At 32.4% G+C, this 15,734-nt stretch carries 13 protein-coding genes and 2 pseudogenes; 11 read left to right on the forward strand and 4 right to left on the reverse strand.

The features are described from left to right. The first annotated feature begins 275 nt into the window (after window positions 1–275). Window positions 276–1,739, forward strand: a complete 1,464-nt coding sequence (locus RBB48_RS30185; protein WP_306008732.1) for a recombinase family protein — start codon at window positions 276–278, stop codon at window positions 1,737–1,739. A gap of 22 nt (window positions 1,740–1,761) precedes the next feature. Continuing rightward, window positions 1,762–2,379 (forward strand): annotated as a pseudogene (locus RBB48_RS30190) (chloramphenicol acetyltransferase); the annotation flags it as partial. Between the two features lie 36 nt (window positions 2,380–2,415). On the opposite strand, the gene RBB48_RS30195 reads toward RBB48_RS30190, so the two are convergent. Further along, on the reverse strand, window positions 2,416–3,177 hold the full coding sequence (locus RBB48_RS30195) for an arginase family protein (protein WP_088063339.1): 762 nt from the start codon (window positions 3,175–3,177) through the stop codon (window positions 2,416–2,418). Window positions 3,178–3,365: 188 nt separating this feature from the next. Here RBB48_RS30195 and RBB48_RS30200 point away from each other — a divergent pair, with 188 nt between their 5' ends. Next, window positions 3,366–3,992 carry a PRK06770 family protein gene (locus RBB48_RS30200; protein ID WP_116300182.1) on the forward strand — a complete coding sequence of 209 codons (627 nt, stop codon included), beginning with the start codon at window positions 3,366–3,368 and terminating at the stop codon, window positions 3,990–3,992. 58 nt (window positions 3,993–4,050) lie between these two features. Here RBB48_RS30200 and RBB48_RS30205 read toward each other — a convergent pair whose 3' ends face one another. After that, entirely contained in the window at window positions 4,051–4,917 is an 867-nt protein-coding gene (locus tag RBB48_RS30205) for a LysR family transcriptional regulator (RefSeq protein ID WP_060488742.1), read from the reverse strand. Between the two features lie 129 nt (window positions 4,918–5,046). Here RBB48_RS30205 and RBB48_RS30210 point away from each other — a divergent pair, with 129 nt between their 5' ends. The 3 genes from RBB48_RS30210 (at window position 5,047) to RBB48_RS30220 (ending at window position 7,694) form a co-directional block, all read left to right on the forward strand. After that, window positions 5,047–6,090 (forward strand): aspartate-semialdehyde dehydrogenase, encoded by a 1,044-nt coding sequence (locus RBB48_RS30210; protein ID WP_088063340.1) that lies wholly within the window; start codon window positions 5,047–5,049, stop codon window positions 6,088–6,090. A 167-nt stretch (window positions 6,091–6,257) separates the two neighbouring features. After that, complete coding sequence (locus RBB48_RS30215) at window positions 6,258–7,364, forward strand: C45 family autoproteolytic acyltransferase/hydrolase (protein ID WP_088609719.1); 1,107 nt, start codon at window positions 6,258–6,260, stop codon at window positions 7,362–7,364. 66 nt (window positions 7,365–7,430) lie between these two features. Beyond that, on the forward strand, window positions 7,431–7,694 hold the full coding sequence (locus tag RBB48_RS30220) for a hypothetical protein (RefSeq protein WP_142291730.1): 264 nt from the start codon (window positions 7,431–7,433) through the stop codon (window positions 7,692–7,694). Between the two features lie 102 nt (window positions 7,695–7,796). Here the strand turns inward: RBB48_RS30220 and RBB48_RS30225 are convergent, their stop codons facing one another. Beyond that, window positions 7,797–8,699, reverse strand: a complete 903-nt coding sequence (locus RBB48_RS30225; RefSeq protein ID WP_088063342.1) for a LysR family transcriptional regulator — start codon at window positions 8,697–8,699, stop codon at window positions 7,797–7,799. A 262-nt stretch (window positions 8,700–8,961) separates the two neighbouring features. Here RBB48_RS30225 and RBB48_RS30230 point away from each other — a divergent pair, with 262 nt between their 5' ends. From RBB48_RS30230 to RBB48_RS30250, 5 genes are all read left to right on the forward strand, one after another. Next, on the forward strand, window positions 8,962–9,648 hold the full coding sequence (locus RBB48_RS30230) for an MOSC domain-containing protein (protein WP_001045580.1): 687 nt from the start codon (window positions 8,962–8,964) through the stop codon (window positions 9,646–9,648). Between the two features lie 261 nt (window positions 9,649–9,909). After that, the gene (locus RBB48_RS30235) at window positions 9,910–10,794 is read left to right on the forward strand and encodes a GNAT family N-acetyltransferase (RefSeq protein WP_088063343.1); all 885 of its coding nucleotides are present in this window, start codon (window positions 9,910–9,912) and stop codon (window positions 10,792–10,794) included. A gap of 33 nt (window positions 10,795–10,827) precedes the next feature. After that, window positions 10,828–11,424, forward strand: coding sequence for a DUF1349 domain-containing protein (locus RBB48_RS30240; protein ID WP_001027689.1), 597 nt, complete (start codon window positions 10,828–10,830; stop codon window positions 11,422–11,424). 222 nt (window positions 11,425–11,646) lie between these two features. Beyond that, the gene (locus RBB48_RS30245) at window positions 11,647–13,401 is read left to right on the forward strand and encodes an ABC transporter ATP-binding protein (RefSeq protein WP_306008733.1); all 1,755 of its coding nucleotides are present in this window, start codon (window positions 11,647–11,649) and stop codon (window positions 13,399–13,401) included. Beyond that, a complete protein-coding gene (locus tag RBB48_RS30250; RefSeq protein WP_088063345.1) occupies window positions 13,394–15,190 on the forward strand; it encodes an ABC transporter ATP-binding protein in 1,797 nt (598 codons plus the stop codon). Before RBB48_RS30245 ends, RBB48_RS30250 begins: the two co-directional genes overlap by 8 nt. A gap of 324 nt (window positions 15,191–15,514) precedes the next feature. Here the strand turns inward: RBB48_RS30250 and RBB48_RS30255 are convergent. Then, window positions 15,515–15,734 (reverse strand): annotated as a pseudogene (locus tag RBB48_RS30255) (sulfotransferase family 2 domain-containing protein); the annotation flags it as partial.

Below are 15,734 nucleotides of genomic sequence, written 5' to 3' on the forward strand. Positions count from 1 at the left end.
CTATATATAATATATATTTATAAGTTATATAATTTATATTATATATATAAGGTATATTTTTTATAGAGGGGGTTCTTTTTCTTTTTGTTTTTTATTAGATGTTGTTGTGTATTGTTTACCCCCTCCTAAATTTTTGAGTTTTATATATTTTTATTTTGACGACTGTTGAAAGTCGTCTTTTTGTTTTGGTAATAGATTGCCAGTGTACTCTTGGAGTTATATAATTCAGACATAATAAACTATACGTTAGGATACTGAGATAAGGAGTGGTAATTGTGGCATATGCTGTTTATGTACGTGTATCAAGTGACAAGGATGAACAGGTTTCTTCTGTAGAAAATCAGATTGATATTTGTAGATATTGGTTAGAAAATAATGGTTTTGAATGGGACGAGAATGCTGTGTACTTTGATGATGGTATATCTGGGACAGCTTGGTTAGAGAGGCACGCAATACAGTTAGTATTAGAAAAAGCTAGAAAAAAAGAAATCGATACAGTTGTATTTAAATCTATACATCGACTTGCACGTGATTTAAAGGACGCGCTAGAGATTAAGGAGATACTATTAGGACATGGAGTAAGACTAATAACGATTGAGGAAGGGTACGACAGTCATTACGAAGGTAAGAATGATATGAAATTTGAAATGTATGCAATGTTTGCATCTCAGTTACCTAAAACATTATCTGTGTCTATAACAGCGGCTTTAGCTGCAAAAGTACGTAGGGGCGGTTATACTGGTGGATTTGTTCCATATGGTTATGAAATTATAGATGGTAAATATGCAATCAATGAAGAGAAAGCTGCTCTTGTCAGAGAAATATTTGAATTATATGCACAAGGATTTGGTTATATCAAGATTGCGAACACTATAAATGATAAGGGGGCACGTACAAGGAAAGGAGCTCCTTGGACATTCTCTACATTATGCAAGATGATTAAAAACCCGGCTTACAAAGGTACCTATATAATGCAGAAATATGGGACAGTAAAAGTAAATGGTAGGAAGAAGAAAGTTATAAATCCCAAAGAGAAGTGGGTGATTTTTGAAGATCATCACCCTGCTATAATCAGTCATGAATTATGGGATAAGGTTAATGATAAAGATCCTAATAAGTTCAAAAAGAAACGCCGCGTATCAACAACTAATGAATTAAGAGGTATAACGGTTTGTGCGCATTGTGGTACAGCGATGAGTAAAAGAAATAGCATAAACGTAAGTAAGAACGGAAAAGCAACAGAATATTCATATATGATTTGTAATTGGAGCAGAACTACAGCACGCCGAGAATGTGTAAGACATGTGCCGATACATTATAAGGATTTGAGGGCATTAGTATTAAGTAAATTGAAAGAGAAAGAAAGGGAGTTAGATAAAGAATTTTTTTCGGATGAAAATCAACTACATGTAAAACTAAGAAAGCTTAAAAGAGATATTAATGATTTGAAGTTTAAGAGAGAACGGTTATTAGATTTGTATTTAGAAGACGAAAGAATTGATAAAGAGACATTTACCATTCGTAATGCGAAGATTGAAAAAGAAATTGGATTGAAAGAGATGGAAATAAGGAAAGCGAGTAATATCGAAATTCAAATGAAGGAAAAACAGGAAGTTAGAGACGCATTTGCTTTGTTAGAAGAATCGAAAGATCTGCACAGTGTATTTCAGAAATTAATTAAGCGAATAGAAGTTGCGCAAGATGGGGCTATAGATATCTATTATAGATTCGAAGAATAACTTTTTGCCATATTGACATACCGCAAGTGCGGTTGGTAAGAGTAGCACGTGTCGTGAGTTAGAAAAAAATTATGGTGCGTACATTATACCTGAAGTGAATGTATTGTTTGAAAGACCAAAAAACGAACATAGAACATGGTATTTTGAAAAACAAGTAGAGCGCTGGAAAATAGCAGCGCAGAAATCAGAGCAATATGAATTAGTAATACTTGATGGCGACATTTATCAACCACTTAGTTATAATTGGTGTTTCCATTTTGATATATTTAATCAGCCGTTATCTTTAATAGAAAACTTTTATAAAGAAAAGCTGATACATAGGGAAATTGGTTTTCCCGATCAATATTTTTATTTATATACGAATGATGAAGAACTTAGAAAACGGAAAGAATCTGACGAGACAAAAAGAAGAAGAAACTTTGAAAAACATTTACATATATCAAAATCGTTTCAACGTTATTATGAAAATTTAAATGCTGTTACAGACGGATATTGCAAAATGATTGATGCGAAAAGTGTAAAATCGAATGAATTAGAAATTGTGAAAAGTTTAAATAGTTTAAATGTGTGTGAAGAGAGACGTTTTGATGTTTCGAGGTTAGATGCGATTACGAAGTGGTTAAAAGAACATCGTGCATAAAAACAACGAGTGCCTTATAAGGTACTCGTTGTTTTTTTATGTATTATATATTGATTTTAAAATTTGTAAGTTTGCTTTTTCATTTTTCTTAATAGCATTTGCATATTTAGCTAGAAAGAGCTGAGAAGGATAAACCGGTAGTTCACCACAAATATCGATACCATAAACATTTTTATTCCTAATAAGAGAATGTAAACATTTTAATAGTGTAGAAAGTTTCATATGTCCTTGATCCCAATTTGTAATAGTTACTTTTGAATCTAAAACATCTTTATCAATGCTTACATATATAGTATCTGTATGAATATGCGAAAGTATCGTATGTGTAGATACTTCATAAGTTGTATCTATCGGGAATACTTCTACGCATGAATAATCATTAGAATGAATGGTTAAAGAAGAAGGTCCGATAATAATTACTTTCTTTAATTTTGGGTTATTTTGAAGTGTGAACGATACCCATGACCCGCAAGAAATAAGAGTATGTTCATTTTCTTCTTTTAAGTTCATGTCAGTGTGATGATCAAATAAAATAAGGCTAAATGGTTCATCTATTTCTTTTAGTAGCAAATAAGATACATAATGATAATTTCCAGAACCGATAAAGGTGATTCCTCTTTGCTTTCTACGATATAACTCCCGTTTTATACTCTTTAAAGAAGGAATCTCGCAATACAGGTTTGTGTGCTCTAAATGACTAAAATCAATATCCTCATGTGAATAAGAATGAAGTTTATTTTGTAATAAATATGTATCGTCAAAGTTTAAAAAAGTTAAACCGCTATACAATAAACTCATATTTATTCATCTCCTTAATATGTAGGCTAGCATATATTTTTATAAAATTAAAACGAAATGCTTAGAGATGGATCTGCATTTGAAAAAGATGGATATTTTGACAGAATAATCTTTCAATTGATAAAGAAAAGAAATATAATATAAGGAAATATATATGTGGTTCGAGAAATAGAAAATATGAATGGGATATGTGGGAGGAAACAAGCAAGATGAAAACATTTTTTAAAATAATAGGTATTTTAGCTGGTATGGCGGTAATCGGCGTAGGTGTAACATATGGTATGCTGTATTATCTAAATAATAGTAAACCAGCTGCGAAAAAGGCATCACCAGCTGCTCCGGCAGCAGAAGTACTAGCTGATAGTAATGTAAAAGCTGAAGATGCAAAGCTTTTAGAAAATGGCAATCATTCATTACCAAATAGCGGTTTTAATAAAAATTTTAAATGGACAGATGAGAACATACAGACAGCATTACATGAAATGGCACATCAAAAAACGAAAGCTGATCAAAAGTGGGGCTATATTTTTATCACACAAGAACGAATTGAAAGTTTACTTGATATTGTAAAGAGTAATGATCTAGTACAAGGAAATACATATGCAGATATTTTAGAGAGATGGAAACAAGGGAAATATGAAAAGATGGACGCAGATCACAACAAGATTTGGAAATTACAAAGCGGGAATTTAGGCGAAGGAAAAGGAGTAATGTCAGAAGCGGAACAAAAAGAGTTAATTAATCAATTGTTTATGCAAAAAGGTACATATTCAGGTAGTAAATTAATTGCAGATGGGGGACAGACTAATAAATAAGATAATATTGGAAGAGAGTAAGTGCTTATTAGGCAGTTACTCTTTTTTTGTGCACCTTTTAGTCTCGCTCTAGTAAGGAAAGAAACGATTGTAAAACGGGTGAAATCCATCTAGATTTATGATAGATTACATGGCTTTGAATAACTGTTGAAGTTTCGATAGGCTGAAAACAGAGTTGTTCTTTTTGACAACTTTCTTGTACAACAATGTAAGGAAGAATTGAAATTCCTAACTCACACATCACAGATTGTTTAATGACTTCAACGTTGGAAGTTTCAAATGTTTTAGCTGGAATATTTCCGCTTTGACGTAAAAACCGATCTACCATCGGTCTATAGCCGCAGCTTTGTTCTGTAAAGATAAATTGAGTATCATTTAGTAAACAAAATGGATTAGAGTGTGTAGAGTAATGGGGAGGTAAAATCCATCCAAATGCTTCATTACAAAAAGTACGCGTAATAAAATCATTATGTTCCATACTTTCTCCAATTATGAAAATAACATCTGTTTCTCCTTCACGTAGCTTATTCATTGCTTGTTCGTTTGTAGTTGTTTCCAGTATGATATTTACTTTCGGATTCTCCTGTTTGTACATACGTAATAATTGTGGTAATCGGTACACTGCTAATGATTCGTTAGATGTAATCGTTAAAGTTCCCTCTAAATCATCACTATTTTGAGGGATTTCTTGCGCTTTTTCATAAATAGCTAGTAATTCTAGAGCATAAGGATGAAATTGATGACCTGCTTTTGTAAGAAGTACTTTTTTCCCTAATCGATCGAATAGAGGGAGACGTAAATCGTTTTCTAATGCTTTCATATGCGCTGTTACAGTAGATTGCGCATAACCTAACGCATGAGCAGCTTTAGAAAAACTACCATACTTAACGATGGCACAAAATGTTTTAACATGTCTCATTTCCATAAGCTATCCCTCTTTTATTATCATGATTTGTGAATGATTATATCACGTATTTCAATTTTCCAAATGATTAAATTCTTTATAAAATGAAATTATAGAAATATTCATTTAAATTATATTGGAGGAGAAATGATGATCAAAAAGGGCTATCATGTAGCTGTAGTTGGTGCTACAGGTGCAGTAGGACAAAAAATTATTGAACTGTTAGAAAAAGAAACTAAATTTAATATAGTTGAAGTTACATTGCTTTCGTCAAAACGATCCGCTGGCAAGTTAGTGCAATTTAAAGGACGAGAGATAATGATACAAGAGGCAAAAGCAACTAGCTTTGAAGGTGTAGATATTGCCTTTTTTAGCGCTGGAGGAGAAGTGTCTAGACAATTTGTTAATCACGCAGTCACTAGTGGTGCCATCGTAATTGATAACACAAGTGAATACCGAATGGCGCACGATGTACCACTCGTTGTTCCAGAAGTAAATGCGCACACTTTAAAGGAGCATAACGGTATCATAGCAGTTCCGAATTGTTCAGCATTACAGATGGTGACGGCACTTCAACCAATTCGAAAAGTATTCGGATTGGAACGAATTATTGTTTCCACATACCAAGCTGTGTCAGGTTCAGGAATTCATGCGATTCATGAATTAAAAGAACAGGCAAAGTCAATGCTTGAAGGTGAAGAGGTTAAGAGTACTATACTGCCAGCGAAAAAAGATAAAAAACACTATCCGATTGCGTTTAATGTATTGCCTCAAGTAGATATATTTACAGATAATGATTTTACATTTGAAGAAGTAAAAATGATTCAAGAAACGAAGAAAATTTTGGAGGACCAAAACTTGAAAATGGCAGCTACTTGTGTGCGTGTTCCGGTCGTATCCGGGCACTCAGAATCGGTTTATATAGAACTTGAAAAAGAAGCAACTGTTGCAGAAATAAGAGAAGTGTTGCTGGATGCACCAGGTGTTATACTGCAAGATAATCCTAGTGAACAGCTGTACCCAATGCCATTATATGCAGAAGGGAAAATAGATACATTTGTCGGGAGAATTAGAAAAGACCCTGATACACCAAAAGGATTCCATCTTTGGATTGTTTCCGATAATTTATTAAAAGGGGCCGCTTGGAACTCGGTTCAAATTGCAGAAACGTTGGTGGAAGAGGGGATAATATAGTATAGGTAAATTAGGAAACTGTTAATGATTACAGTTTCCTAATTTTTATTTTATAATTGTTTTCTTTATTCCAGCCAAATTTGATTTGAAAGACAGTAAAAAACATCAAGAATGAATAAAATTCATTTGGTATGATATGGATAAATTAGATGTAAGGTGGGATTTAGATGTACCAAGTTAAGGGGTACTTTTCATCATTAAAAGGAAGTCATTATGATATTGGAAAACAACAAGGAGAGTTTGTGAAAAATCATCCGTATCTCATTCCACAATTTATACAGCAAGAACATTTAGTATCAGATAATTATTGGACAGAATCTAGAAATATATTAAATCAATATTGTCCAGGAATTAATGAAGAAATTGAAGGGTTTTGTGAAGTGTTGAAAATTCCTGCTAGAAATCTGATGTATTATTATCAAACACTATTAAAAGCAGGATGTAGTCATTGTGTCGTATTACCTAAAAAGACAGATTCAAAGCACACATATGTATTAAGAAATTATGATTTGTTACCCAAAATAGATGATATGCGTTTTTGCTCAACACATGTTGAAGGTGCATATGTACATAGTGGCTTTTCTACTTTTTATTTCGGTCGAACAGAAGGAGTTAACGAGCATGGGTTAGCTGTTACATTTTCAGCATGTGGTCAACCAGTAGGAAATATTGAAGGCTTACGAAAGCCAGTGTTAAGTGGTTTACAATGCTTTGCGGTAATTCGAGTATTATTGGAGAAATGTAAAAATGTGCAGGAGGCGATATCACTAGTTGATGAAATGCCAATTGCAAGTAATATTAATCTAATTGTAGCAGATCCTTTAGACGCAGCGCGTATTGAAATATTTGACGGATATAAATCAATAACCACAATTGATGAGGAAAGCCATGATTTTATCGTATCAACAAACCATGCGATTAGTTTACCTATTCAAAAATTGAATAATAGAAGATTAGAACAATCTACAAACAGATATCACATATTGTATGAATATTTAAATCAAAATGAACTAGTGAGCATGGATTCTTTAAAAGAATTAGTAGAAAGAGAGTATCCTACTGGGCTGACAGTACATAATTATGAAGAATGGTTTGGAACTTTGCATTCTGTCTTATTTGATTTGCATAATCGTATAATGAATATTTGCTTCGGATCTCCACTATTCAACGACTGGTACTCATTGAAAGTTGGAGGAAGTCTTTCATTTTCTCAGGTAAATGTGAAATTTAATAATAAAACGTATACTGACTTTTGGAGAGAAGAATGCTATTAATTGATTCAAGAAGAATAAATGAGATAAAATGGTAATAGTAAGGTGTATGTACGGGAGGGATTGCCATTGCTAAAAGTAATGTTACCGATTGTTCTTATCTTATTTGTTGCCGTTTCAATGTATATTACTTATGAAAAAAGAAAAAAAGCAGGGGTAAAAGGATTGAAGAGTGCGTTAACTTCAATTTGTTTCTTTACACTAGCAATCTTAAATTTGCTTGCATATTGGTTTAACTTTGGCGGTATTTTTATTTGGTTAACTTCAATTGTTTTATTACTAGTCGGGGCATATTTTACGAAATATATTCCAATATCTAAAAAGGTACATTGAAATTTATTTGAGTTTAAAAGTTATGTTGTATTTTGTTTTGAAAAGAGATTATCCTACTAGAGCGTTGTGAAACGGTTTTATAGGATAATCTCTTTTGTTCGTTTAGCTTTGTAAAGAACGTACTGTTCTTTTTAGTTGTTCAATAAATTCTCGAGTTGCAGCACACATATATTTATCTTTTCTATAAATAAGCCCAATTTCTATTGTTGGGGTAGGATTTTCTATTTTAATTGCTTGAATGTTTTTATTTTGTAAAAAGTCTATATACGGTTTTGGTAACACTGTAATTCCCATTCCTTTTGAAACCATTTGGATTAAAGATTCCATCGTACTAATTTCTAAAATTGGTTTTGGTTTAAAGTTAAATTTTTGACAATGAGATGTAATTAGTTCGGTTAAAAAGAAATTTTTAGGTAAAAGAATTAAAGGGTAGTTCTGTAATTCAGCAATAGATACATGATTACGTTCAGCTAATTGATGATCGGTTGGTACGACTAATGTAAGTTCACTTTTGTATAGAGGGATAGAAATAATCTCCTTATCTTGCACCGGGAGAAATGTAATGCCAATATCTAGTTCGTTTTGTAATAATTTTTCACGAATATCTCCTGTACGAAGCCCTAATACAGAAAGCTCTATATTGGGATATGAATGATTAAAATTTAATATAGCTGGTGGTAGTAAATAATTTACGACGGTTAACAAAGAGCCTATTGTTAAGGAACCTTGCTGTAATCCGTTTAGATCTTGAATTGCAGAACGAGCTTGTTCGACTTCATGAAAAATGGTTTTACTATGTAATAATAAAATCCTTCCTGCATCAGTTAAAGATATTTTTTTACCAATGCGATCAAAAAGCGGCATTCCTACTTCATGTTCTAATGCACGTATTTGCTGACTTAAAGAAGGTTGTGAAATATTTAGTTTCTCAGCTGCTTTTGTGAAATGCAATTCTTTTGAAACAGCTAAAAAATATTCAAGTTGTCTTAATTCGATTGGAATCACCTCAAGTTTAATGATAGGTTATACCTATCATTATTATATAAATAATTGGATTGAACAATGATTTTGTTGAGCTTATAATCACTTTATTAGAGAGGGATTGAAAAGTTTTGAAGTAAGGATAGATAAGTATAGGAGCAAGGATATTTGAGTGGTTATTACATTTGCTGACCTTTTGTCATTTTAAATGAAAAATAGACAGAGAGTTTGAAAGTATAAATTAATCTATTGAAAAATTGTAGGGTAAGTAAGAGGAGCGATTAAGATGAATAAAGTATATGAGGTACTATCTTTAAATATAGGGTTACCAAAAGAGGTTACATACGGCGGAAAGGTAATTCATACAGGTATAAATAAGAAGCAAGTAAGGGAACCGGTGTTTTTATCCTTTTTAAAATTTAATGGAGATGGGCAAGCGGACTTAGTTCATCATGGTGGAGTAGATAAAGCAGTTTGTGTGTATTCTGGAGAACATTATAGATACTGGGAAAAAGAGTTGAATCAAGCCCTTGTATATGGAGCATTCGGAGAAAATATAACAATTAATTGTCTGTGTGAAGAGGATGTTTGTATTGGTGATACATTTCAAATTGGAGAAGCAATTGTACAAGTAACACAGCCAAGACAACCTTGTTTTAAATTAGCTAAGAAATACAATATTCCAAAGTTACCACTTTATTTTCAAGAAACAGGATATACAGGATTTTATTTTCGTGTATTAAAAGAAGGATGGGTATCACCTGTTGATACGTTAAAGTTAATAAAGTCTGATCCAAAAGGTGTTACAGTAGCATTTGCTAATCGTATTATGCATAAGGAAAAACAAAATATGGAAGGGCTAAAAAGGATCTTAGAAGTACATGCACTTTCTACAAGTTGGAGAAATACATTTGAAAAGCGAATGAGAGGAGAAGAAATTAATACGAGGGAGAGACTAGAAGGAAAAAAATAATAAAAAATATTTTTTTATAAATGGTGCATTTCTATGAGTAAAAACGAAGTAGAAAGCACTATTTTTATATAATAAACTTATTAATATTCAAAAATCTTAATATTGTTTTATTCGACTTATTTTCGAATAGTCAAAACATAAAATTAATTAGACTCTTTTTTTATATTTTATGATAGTATATTGATTGGTAAGACCTATTACATTAAGAGCAGGTTATATAACTAAATCTAATTTGATGGAATTAACGTATGGAGGGACAACATGGGGAATGTTGAAATTTTTGAAAAATTTCTTTTAGAAGAACCAAAAAGAGAGCAGTTATTTCCTTTATTTGAAGAAGTGTTTGGAATTACAATTCAAACATTGAATGATTTTTCAGAGAGAGGTTATTGGGATGATACATACAAAGCTTTATCATTTTTACATGACGATAAAGCGATTGCAAATGTTGCGGTATTTTCGCTACCATTGCTAGTAAATGGTGAAAGAATAAATGCAGCCGGCATTCAAACGGTAATGACTCACCCTGATTTTCGTAGACAAGGACTCATGACACAATTAATAAGTAAAATGATAGAAGAAATTGATAAGAAATGTGAATGTACCTTATTATTTACGGAAAAACCTGAACTATATGCATCATTTGGGTTTAAAGTTGTGCAGGAGTATTTGATGACTATTCTATATGATAAAAAGAATAATAATGACTCCTTACTTAGAAAATTAGATTATTATATGGAAGAGGATAGAAAGTTAATACATGAAACTATTGATAGTAGCCAAAGACTTTCAAATAATTTTTCAACATTAAACTTCCGTCCTTCGTTTTATTTGAATATGTATGATTCGGGATGGAATGAGAAATTGTATTATTCAGAGAAACTAGATGCTCTAATTGTGTATGAAGTAGATAATGAAAAGTTGAAATTATATGGAGTATTTGCACCAGTAATTCCAGTTTTAGATGAAATATGCGGAGAAATCGCTGAAAGATTTACAGAAATCGAATTTTACTTCTCACCAGATCAATTAGGGATTGAGGATGTACAATTTACAGAATTACAGTCTAATAAGTATTTAATGGTTCGAAGTAATAAAGAGTTAGATTTTAAAGGTTATAAATTCCCTGTATTAGCGGAGTTTTAAATGTTTGTATAAAGGCTTTATTATGGAGGAACTATGAATATATCGTATATACCTAAACATGTTGAGCAGCTCACTATAATGAATGTCCCTGAATATTATAAAATTAATGACAACCGGTCGTTTATCGTCCGTTCGAAAGCAGAAACAGATTTCTGGCTTAAAACACATTATGGTTTTGAAGTAATGAATGGTCATGTATTTTATAATGAAATGATGACAGACTTTCAAGCTGAAGTTCAATTGTGTATGGATCCAAATTCAAAATACGATCAAGCAGGTCTTTTTGTTATGATTTCGGAAAAGTGTTGGTTGAAAACTTCATTAGAGTATATTCCGGATGGCCCTTCTCATTTAGGAGCTGTCGTAACGAATAATGGATATTCTGATTGGTCAACACAAGACTTTCCAACAGAATTAGCTACCCAACAACTTCATTTTCGAATTGTTCGTAAACGTGGCGATTATATAATATATGTAAAAAATAGCTGTCAATGGGAACAAATAAGAATTGCTCATTTGATGGAGGATATAGGGAATGCGCCTGTTAAAATAGGTTTTTACACGTGTAGTCCTTCTAAAAACAATGGATTTGAGACTGAGTTTTTAGATTTTACAATTGAAGAGATATAGATGAAAAACCGTATTCTTTCTACTTAAGAATACGGTTTTTCTATTTGCGTAATATAAAGCACATTTATTGACCGGAAAGTCATTAATGCTTATCATTTAATAATGTTAAATATTAATTTGCATAATATAATAGAAGTACTGGAAAAATCAAAAATTATATGGCTTAAGTAAGGAGGGTATGAATTATTAAATGGTAATTTCATAGGAAAAAGGAGATTAAGTATGAAATCATTTCGCAAATTATTACATTATTTAAAACCATACATGTTCTTCGCGATTATTGGACCACTATTTATGGTACTTGAGGTTGCGATGGACTTAATTCAACCGACTATTATGCAACATATTATTGATGTAGGGATAGCAAATCGTGATTTGAATTATGTAATAAAAATGGGGCTTCTTATGATAGGAGCTGCAGCACTCGGTTTAGTTGGAGGACTTGGGTGTATGATGTATTCTACAAAAGCAGCTGTTAATTTCGCTACAGACATACGAAAAGATGTATTTGCGAAAGTAGAAACATTTTCTAGTGAAAATCGTGATTCATTTGGAACTGGGAAATTATTAACGATTGTGACAAATGATATTACTTCTATTCAATCGGCGATGACGATGACATTACGTGTACTTGTTCGTGGTCCTTTGTTATTTATCGGAAGTATAATAATTGTTTTTGTAACAGCACGCGAGTTATTTCCTATATTACTTGTGGTTGTTCCAATTTTATTACTTGCGATTATATTCATTGCAAGTAAAGCGAGCGGAACGTTCAAAAAAGTGCAAGAAGCATTAGATAAAGTGAATACAAAGCTACAAGAAAATTTATCTGGAGTACGTGTTATTAAAGCGTATGTAAGACAAAAATATGAAATTACTCAGTTTGGAAATGTTAATACAAATTTAACGAAGATAAATATTCGAGCGGTGCAGCTTATTTCCATAATGATGCCAATCATTATGTTAGTTGTAAGCGGCGGGATTGTCGCAACATTATGGATTGGTGGAGAAAAAGTATTTGATGGAACGCTTCAAGTAGGAGCTATTTTAGCGTTTATAAACTATTTGAATATTATTTTAATGTCACTTATGTCTATAAGTATGGTATTTATGCAAATCGCGCGAGCATTTCCATCTGCGGATCGTGTACGGCAAGTTTTAAATACTGAGGTTGATATTACGACGGAAACAAATGCGGTTGCACCTAAGCAAATCGAGGGACAAATTGACTTTAAAAATGTTAGTTATAGTTACACGAAAAATAATGAATATGTTTTAAAAGATATTTCATTTAACATATGTAAAGGTGAAAAAGTAGGAATTATCGGTTCTACAGGAAGTGGTAAATCTACTTTAGCAAAACTGTTACCGCGTTTATACGATGTTGATCAAGGGGAAGTATGCATTGATGGAATAAATGTTAGAGCATACGATTTACAAAAACTTCGTGCTTCAATCGGGTTTGTACCTCAAAAGGCATTATTGTTTTCAGGTAGCATAGAAGAGAACTTACGTTATGGTAAAGAAAATGCAACGAATGACGAACTGGAAGTAGCGGCTTCATCAGCTTGTGCGACTGAGTTTATTAACAAGTTGGAAGATTCATATCAATATCATTTAACACAAGGGGCGACGAATTTATCAGGTGGACAAAAACAACGTGTATCAATTGCAAGGGCACTTGTGAGAAAGCCATCCATTCTTATATTAGATGATTCTACATCAGCAGTTGATGCGAAATCAGAATCTAACATTCAATCGGCATTAAGAACAGAATATAAAGGAACAACAACATTATTAATCGCCTCTAAAATTTCATCTATAATAGATGCTGATAAAATTCTCGTTTTAGATAACGGTGAATTAGTAGGTGATGGTACACATGAAGAATTGTTAGAACAATGTGAGGTATATCAAGAAATTTATCTTTCCCAAGGTGGCAATTTACATAAAGAAGGTGGGAAAGAACATGCGTAATTTTCAAGGGCAATTTGCTAATAAAGGTGGGCGTAACGCGCCTAAAATGGGTGAAGCTAGAAACACTAAAGGAACTGTATTGCGAGTATGGAACTATATGGGGTATCAAAAGGCTGCTCTTACGTTCGTTATATTTTTAGTATTTGTTACGACGTTACTTGGGTTATTAGGTCCTTATTTAATGGGAGTAATTATAGATCAATATATTGTACCGAAAGATTTAAACGGTACGGCGAGAATGTGTTTGTTACTTATCGCGATTTACGGTGTAACAGTATTGTTAACTTGGCTACAAACATTTGTCATGGTTAACGTTGCATTAAAAACAATACAAAAAATACGACAAGATATTTTCGAGAAAATCCAAACGCTTTCTTTACGGTTCTTTGATGTACGTTCTCAAGGGGATTTAATGAGTCGTGTGACAAATGATATAGATAATTTGAATCAAGCGTTAACACAAAGTGTTGTACAAATTATTTCATCAGCATTAACCTTTATAGGTGTAACGATTGCGATGTTCGCATTAGATTGGATTTTAGCAATTGTTACATTAATTACAGTACCTATTATGTTTTTCGTTACAAAAAAATTAGTTGCTTATAGTGGCAAAAACTTTGCAAAGCGTCAACGAGATTTAGGAGAATTAAATGGTTTTATTGAGGAAGCTATAACAGGAGCGGATGTTACAACGTTATATGGGAAAGAAAAAGAAACCGTACAAACTTTCAATAAAATTAATGAACAATTAAGAGTTTCAGCTACGAAGGCGGATACATTTTCAGCTTTTATTTTTCCAAGTATGAACTTTATAAATAACTTAGGTATGGGGCTTGTAATTGGGACTGGATCAGTAATGGTTTTAAATGGAATGACAACAGTAGGTGTCATTGCAGCTTTTATTAATTATTCTCGTCAATTCTCAAGACCACTTAGTCAATTCGCAACTTTAATGAATACGATTCAATCGGCAGTTGCTGGTGGAGAACGTGTCTTTGAAATTATGGATGAAGTACCAGAAATCCAAAATAAAAAAGATGCGTTCATGGTACAAAATTTACAAGGACATGTTGCACTTGAGAATGTTACATTCGGTTATGAGGAAAATAAAACGATTTTAAAAGAAGTGAGTCTTAAGGCACAGCCAGGGGAGACAATTGCTTTAGTTGGTCCAACTGGATCGGGCAAAACAACAATCATTAATTTGCTAACTCGCTTTTACGATATACAGCAAGGGCAAATTCATATCGATGGAAAAGATATAAAAGATTATGATATTAATTCGTTGCGAAGTAAAATAGGAGTAGTTTTACAAGATACGTACTTATTTGCTGGGACGATTATGGATAATATTCGTTATGGTCGATTAGATGCTAGTGATGATGAAGTAATCAATGCAGCTAAGGCAGCATCTGCACATTCTTTTATTAAACATTTACCGAATCAATATGAAACAAAAATTGCTTCAGAAGGATCGAATTTAAGTCAAGGACAAAAACAACTTCTTGCGATTGCGCGGGCGATTTTAGCAGATGCAGATATATTAATTCTCGACGAAGCAACATCAAATATTGATACGAGAACAGAATTGCAAATTCAAGAAGGACTAAATAATTTAATGAAAGGTCGAACAAGTTTTGTAATCGCTCATCGACTGAAAACGATTGAGAAAGCAGATCAAATCCTTGTTATAAAAGATGGAAGTATTTTGGAAAGAGGGAATCATGAATCTCTTATGGAAGATAGAGGGTTTTACTTTGATCTGTATACGAGTCAGTTTAAAATTTAATAAAAACTTTTATAAGGTGCGGTTTCTCCAGGAAGGAGCAACCGCATTTTTATATTTGTAAACATTACTATTTAAATATTCGTTCACTAAATGTTTTAACTGCGTCTTTCTTGCATACAAAGTAAAACATACGAATGGTGGCAACCTTAATGAGTATTTCACGTTCTATTTAAATGTTTTAATGATTTATTAGATAATACAATTTGAATTTTATTAAAAAAAGACACTGTTTCCAGTGCCCCAACTTACTACGAGAGTTTTATGAGGAAACTTAAATAGGTGAATCTAAGTTTCTCTATAATATATGAAACTACAATTAGAAAATCACATATTTTTTAAAGGAGTTAATGGGTAATTGTACGTGCTAAAATCTTTATTAAAAATATCCTGTACTAATTGGATAGTTTCATGGTCATAAAAGCTATCGTATGTTGGGAGGCGTGGGAATAAAGGATCGGTAATATCAGCATCTGCAAAATTACCTCTAAAAATCGCCCTGTCTTTCTGATGATGCCATGATTTGGTTAGTATGTGTAAAGGAGAA

The sequence above is a fragment of the Bacillus sp. MMSF_3353 genome (genome assembly GCF_030733445.1).
Lineage (GTDB): Bacteria > Bacillota > Bacilli > Bacillales > Bacillaceae_G > Bacillus_A > Bacillus_A wiedmannii.

Excerpts from the sequence above, each read along its gene's own strand:
- RBB48_RS30195 (WP_088063339.1), bottom strand. The coding sequence starts at position 3,177 with ATGAGTTTATTGTATAGCGGTTTAACTTTTTTAAACTTTGACGATACA.
- RBB48_RS30200 (WP_116300182.1), top strand. The coding sequence starts at position 3,366 with ATGTGGGAGGAAACAAGCAAGATGAAAACATTTTTTAAAATAATAGGT.
- RBB48_RS30205 (WP_060488742.1), bottom strand. The coding sequence starts at position 4,917 with ATGGAAATGAGACATGTTAAAACATTTTGTGCCATCGTTAAGTATGGT.
- RBB48_RS30210 (WP_088063340.1), top strand. The coding sequence starts at position 5,047 with ATGATCAAAAAGGGCTATCATGTAGCTGTAGTTGGTGCTACAGGTGCA.
- RBB48_RS30215 (WP_088609719.1), top strand. The coding sequence starts at position 6,258 with ATGTACCAAGTTAAGGGGTACTTTTCATCATTAAAAGGAAGTCATTAT.
- RBB48_RS30230 (WP_001045580.1), top strand. The coding sequence starts at position 8,962 with ATGAATAAAGTATATGAGGTACTATCTTTAAATATAGGGTTACCAAAA.
- RBB48_RS30235 (WP_088063343.1), top strand. The coding sequence starts at position 9,910 with ATGGGGAATGTTGAAATTTTTGAAAAATTTCTTTTAGAAGAACCAAAA.
- RBB48_RS30240 (WP_001027689.1), top strand. The coding sequence starts at position 10,828 with ATGAATATATCGTATATACCTAAACATGTTGAGCAGCTCACTATAATG.
- RBB48_RS30245 (WP_306008733.1), top strand. The coding sequence starts at position 11,647 with ATGAAATCATTTCGCAAATTATTACATTATTTAAAACCATACATGTTC.
- RBB48_RS30250 (WP_088063345.1), top strand. The coding sequence starts at position 13,394 with ATGCGTAATTTTCAAGGGCAATTTGCTAATAAAGGTGGGCGTAACGCG.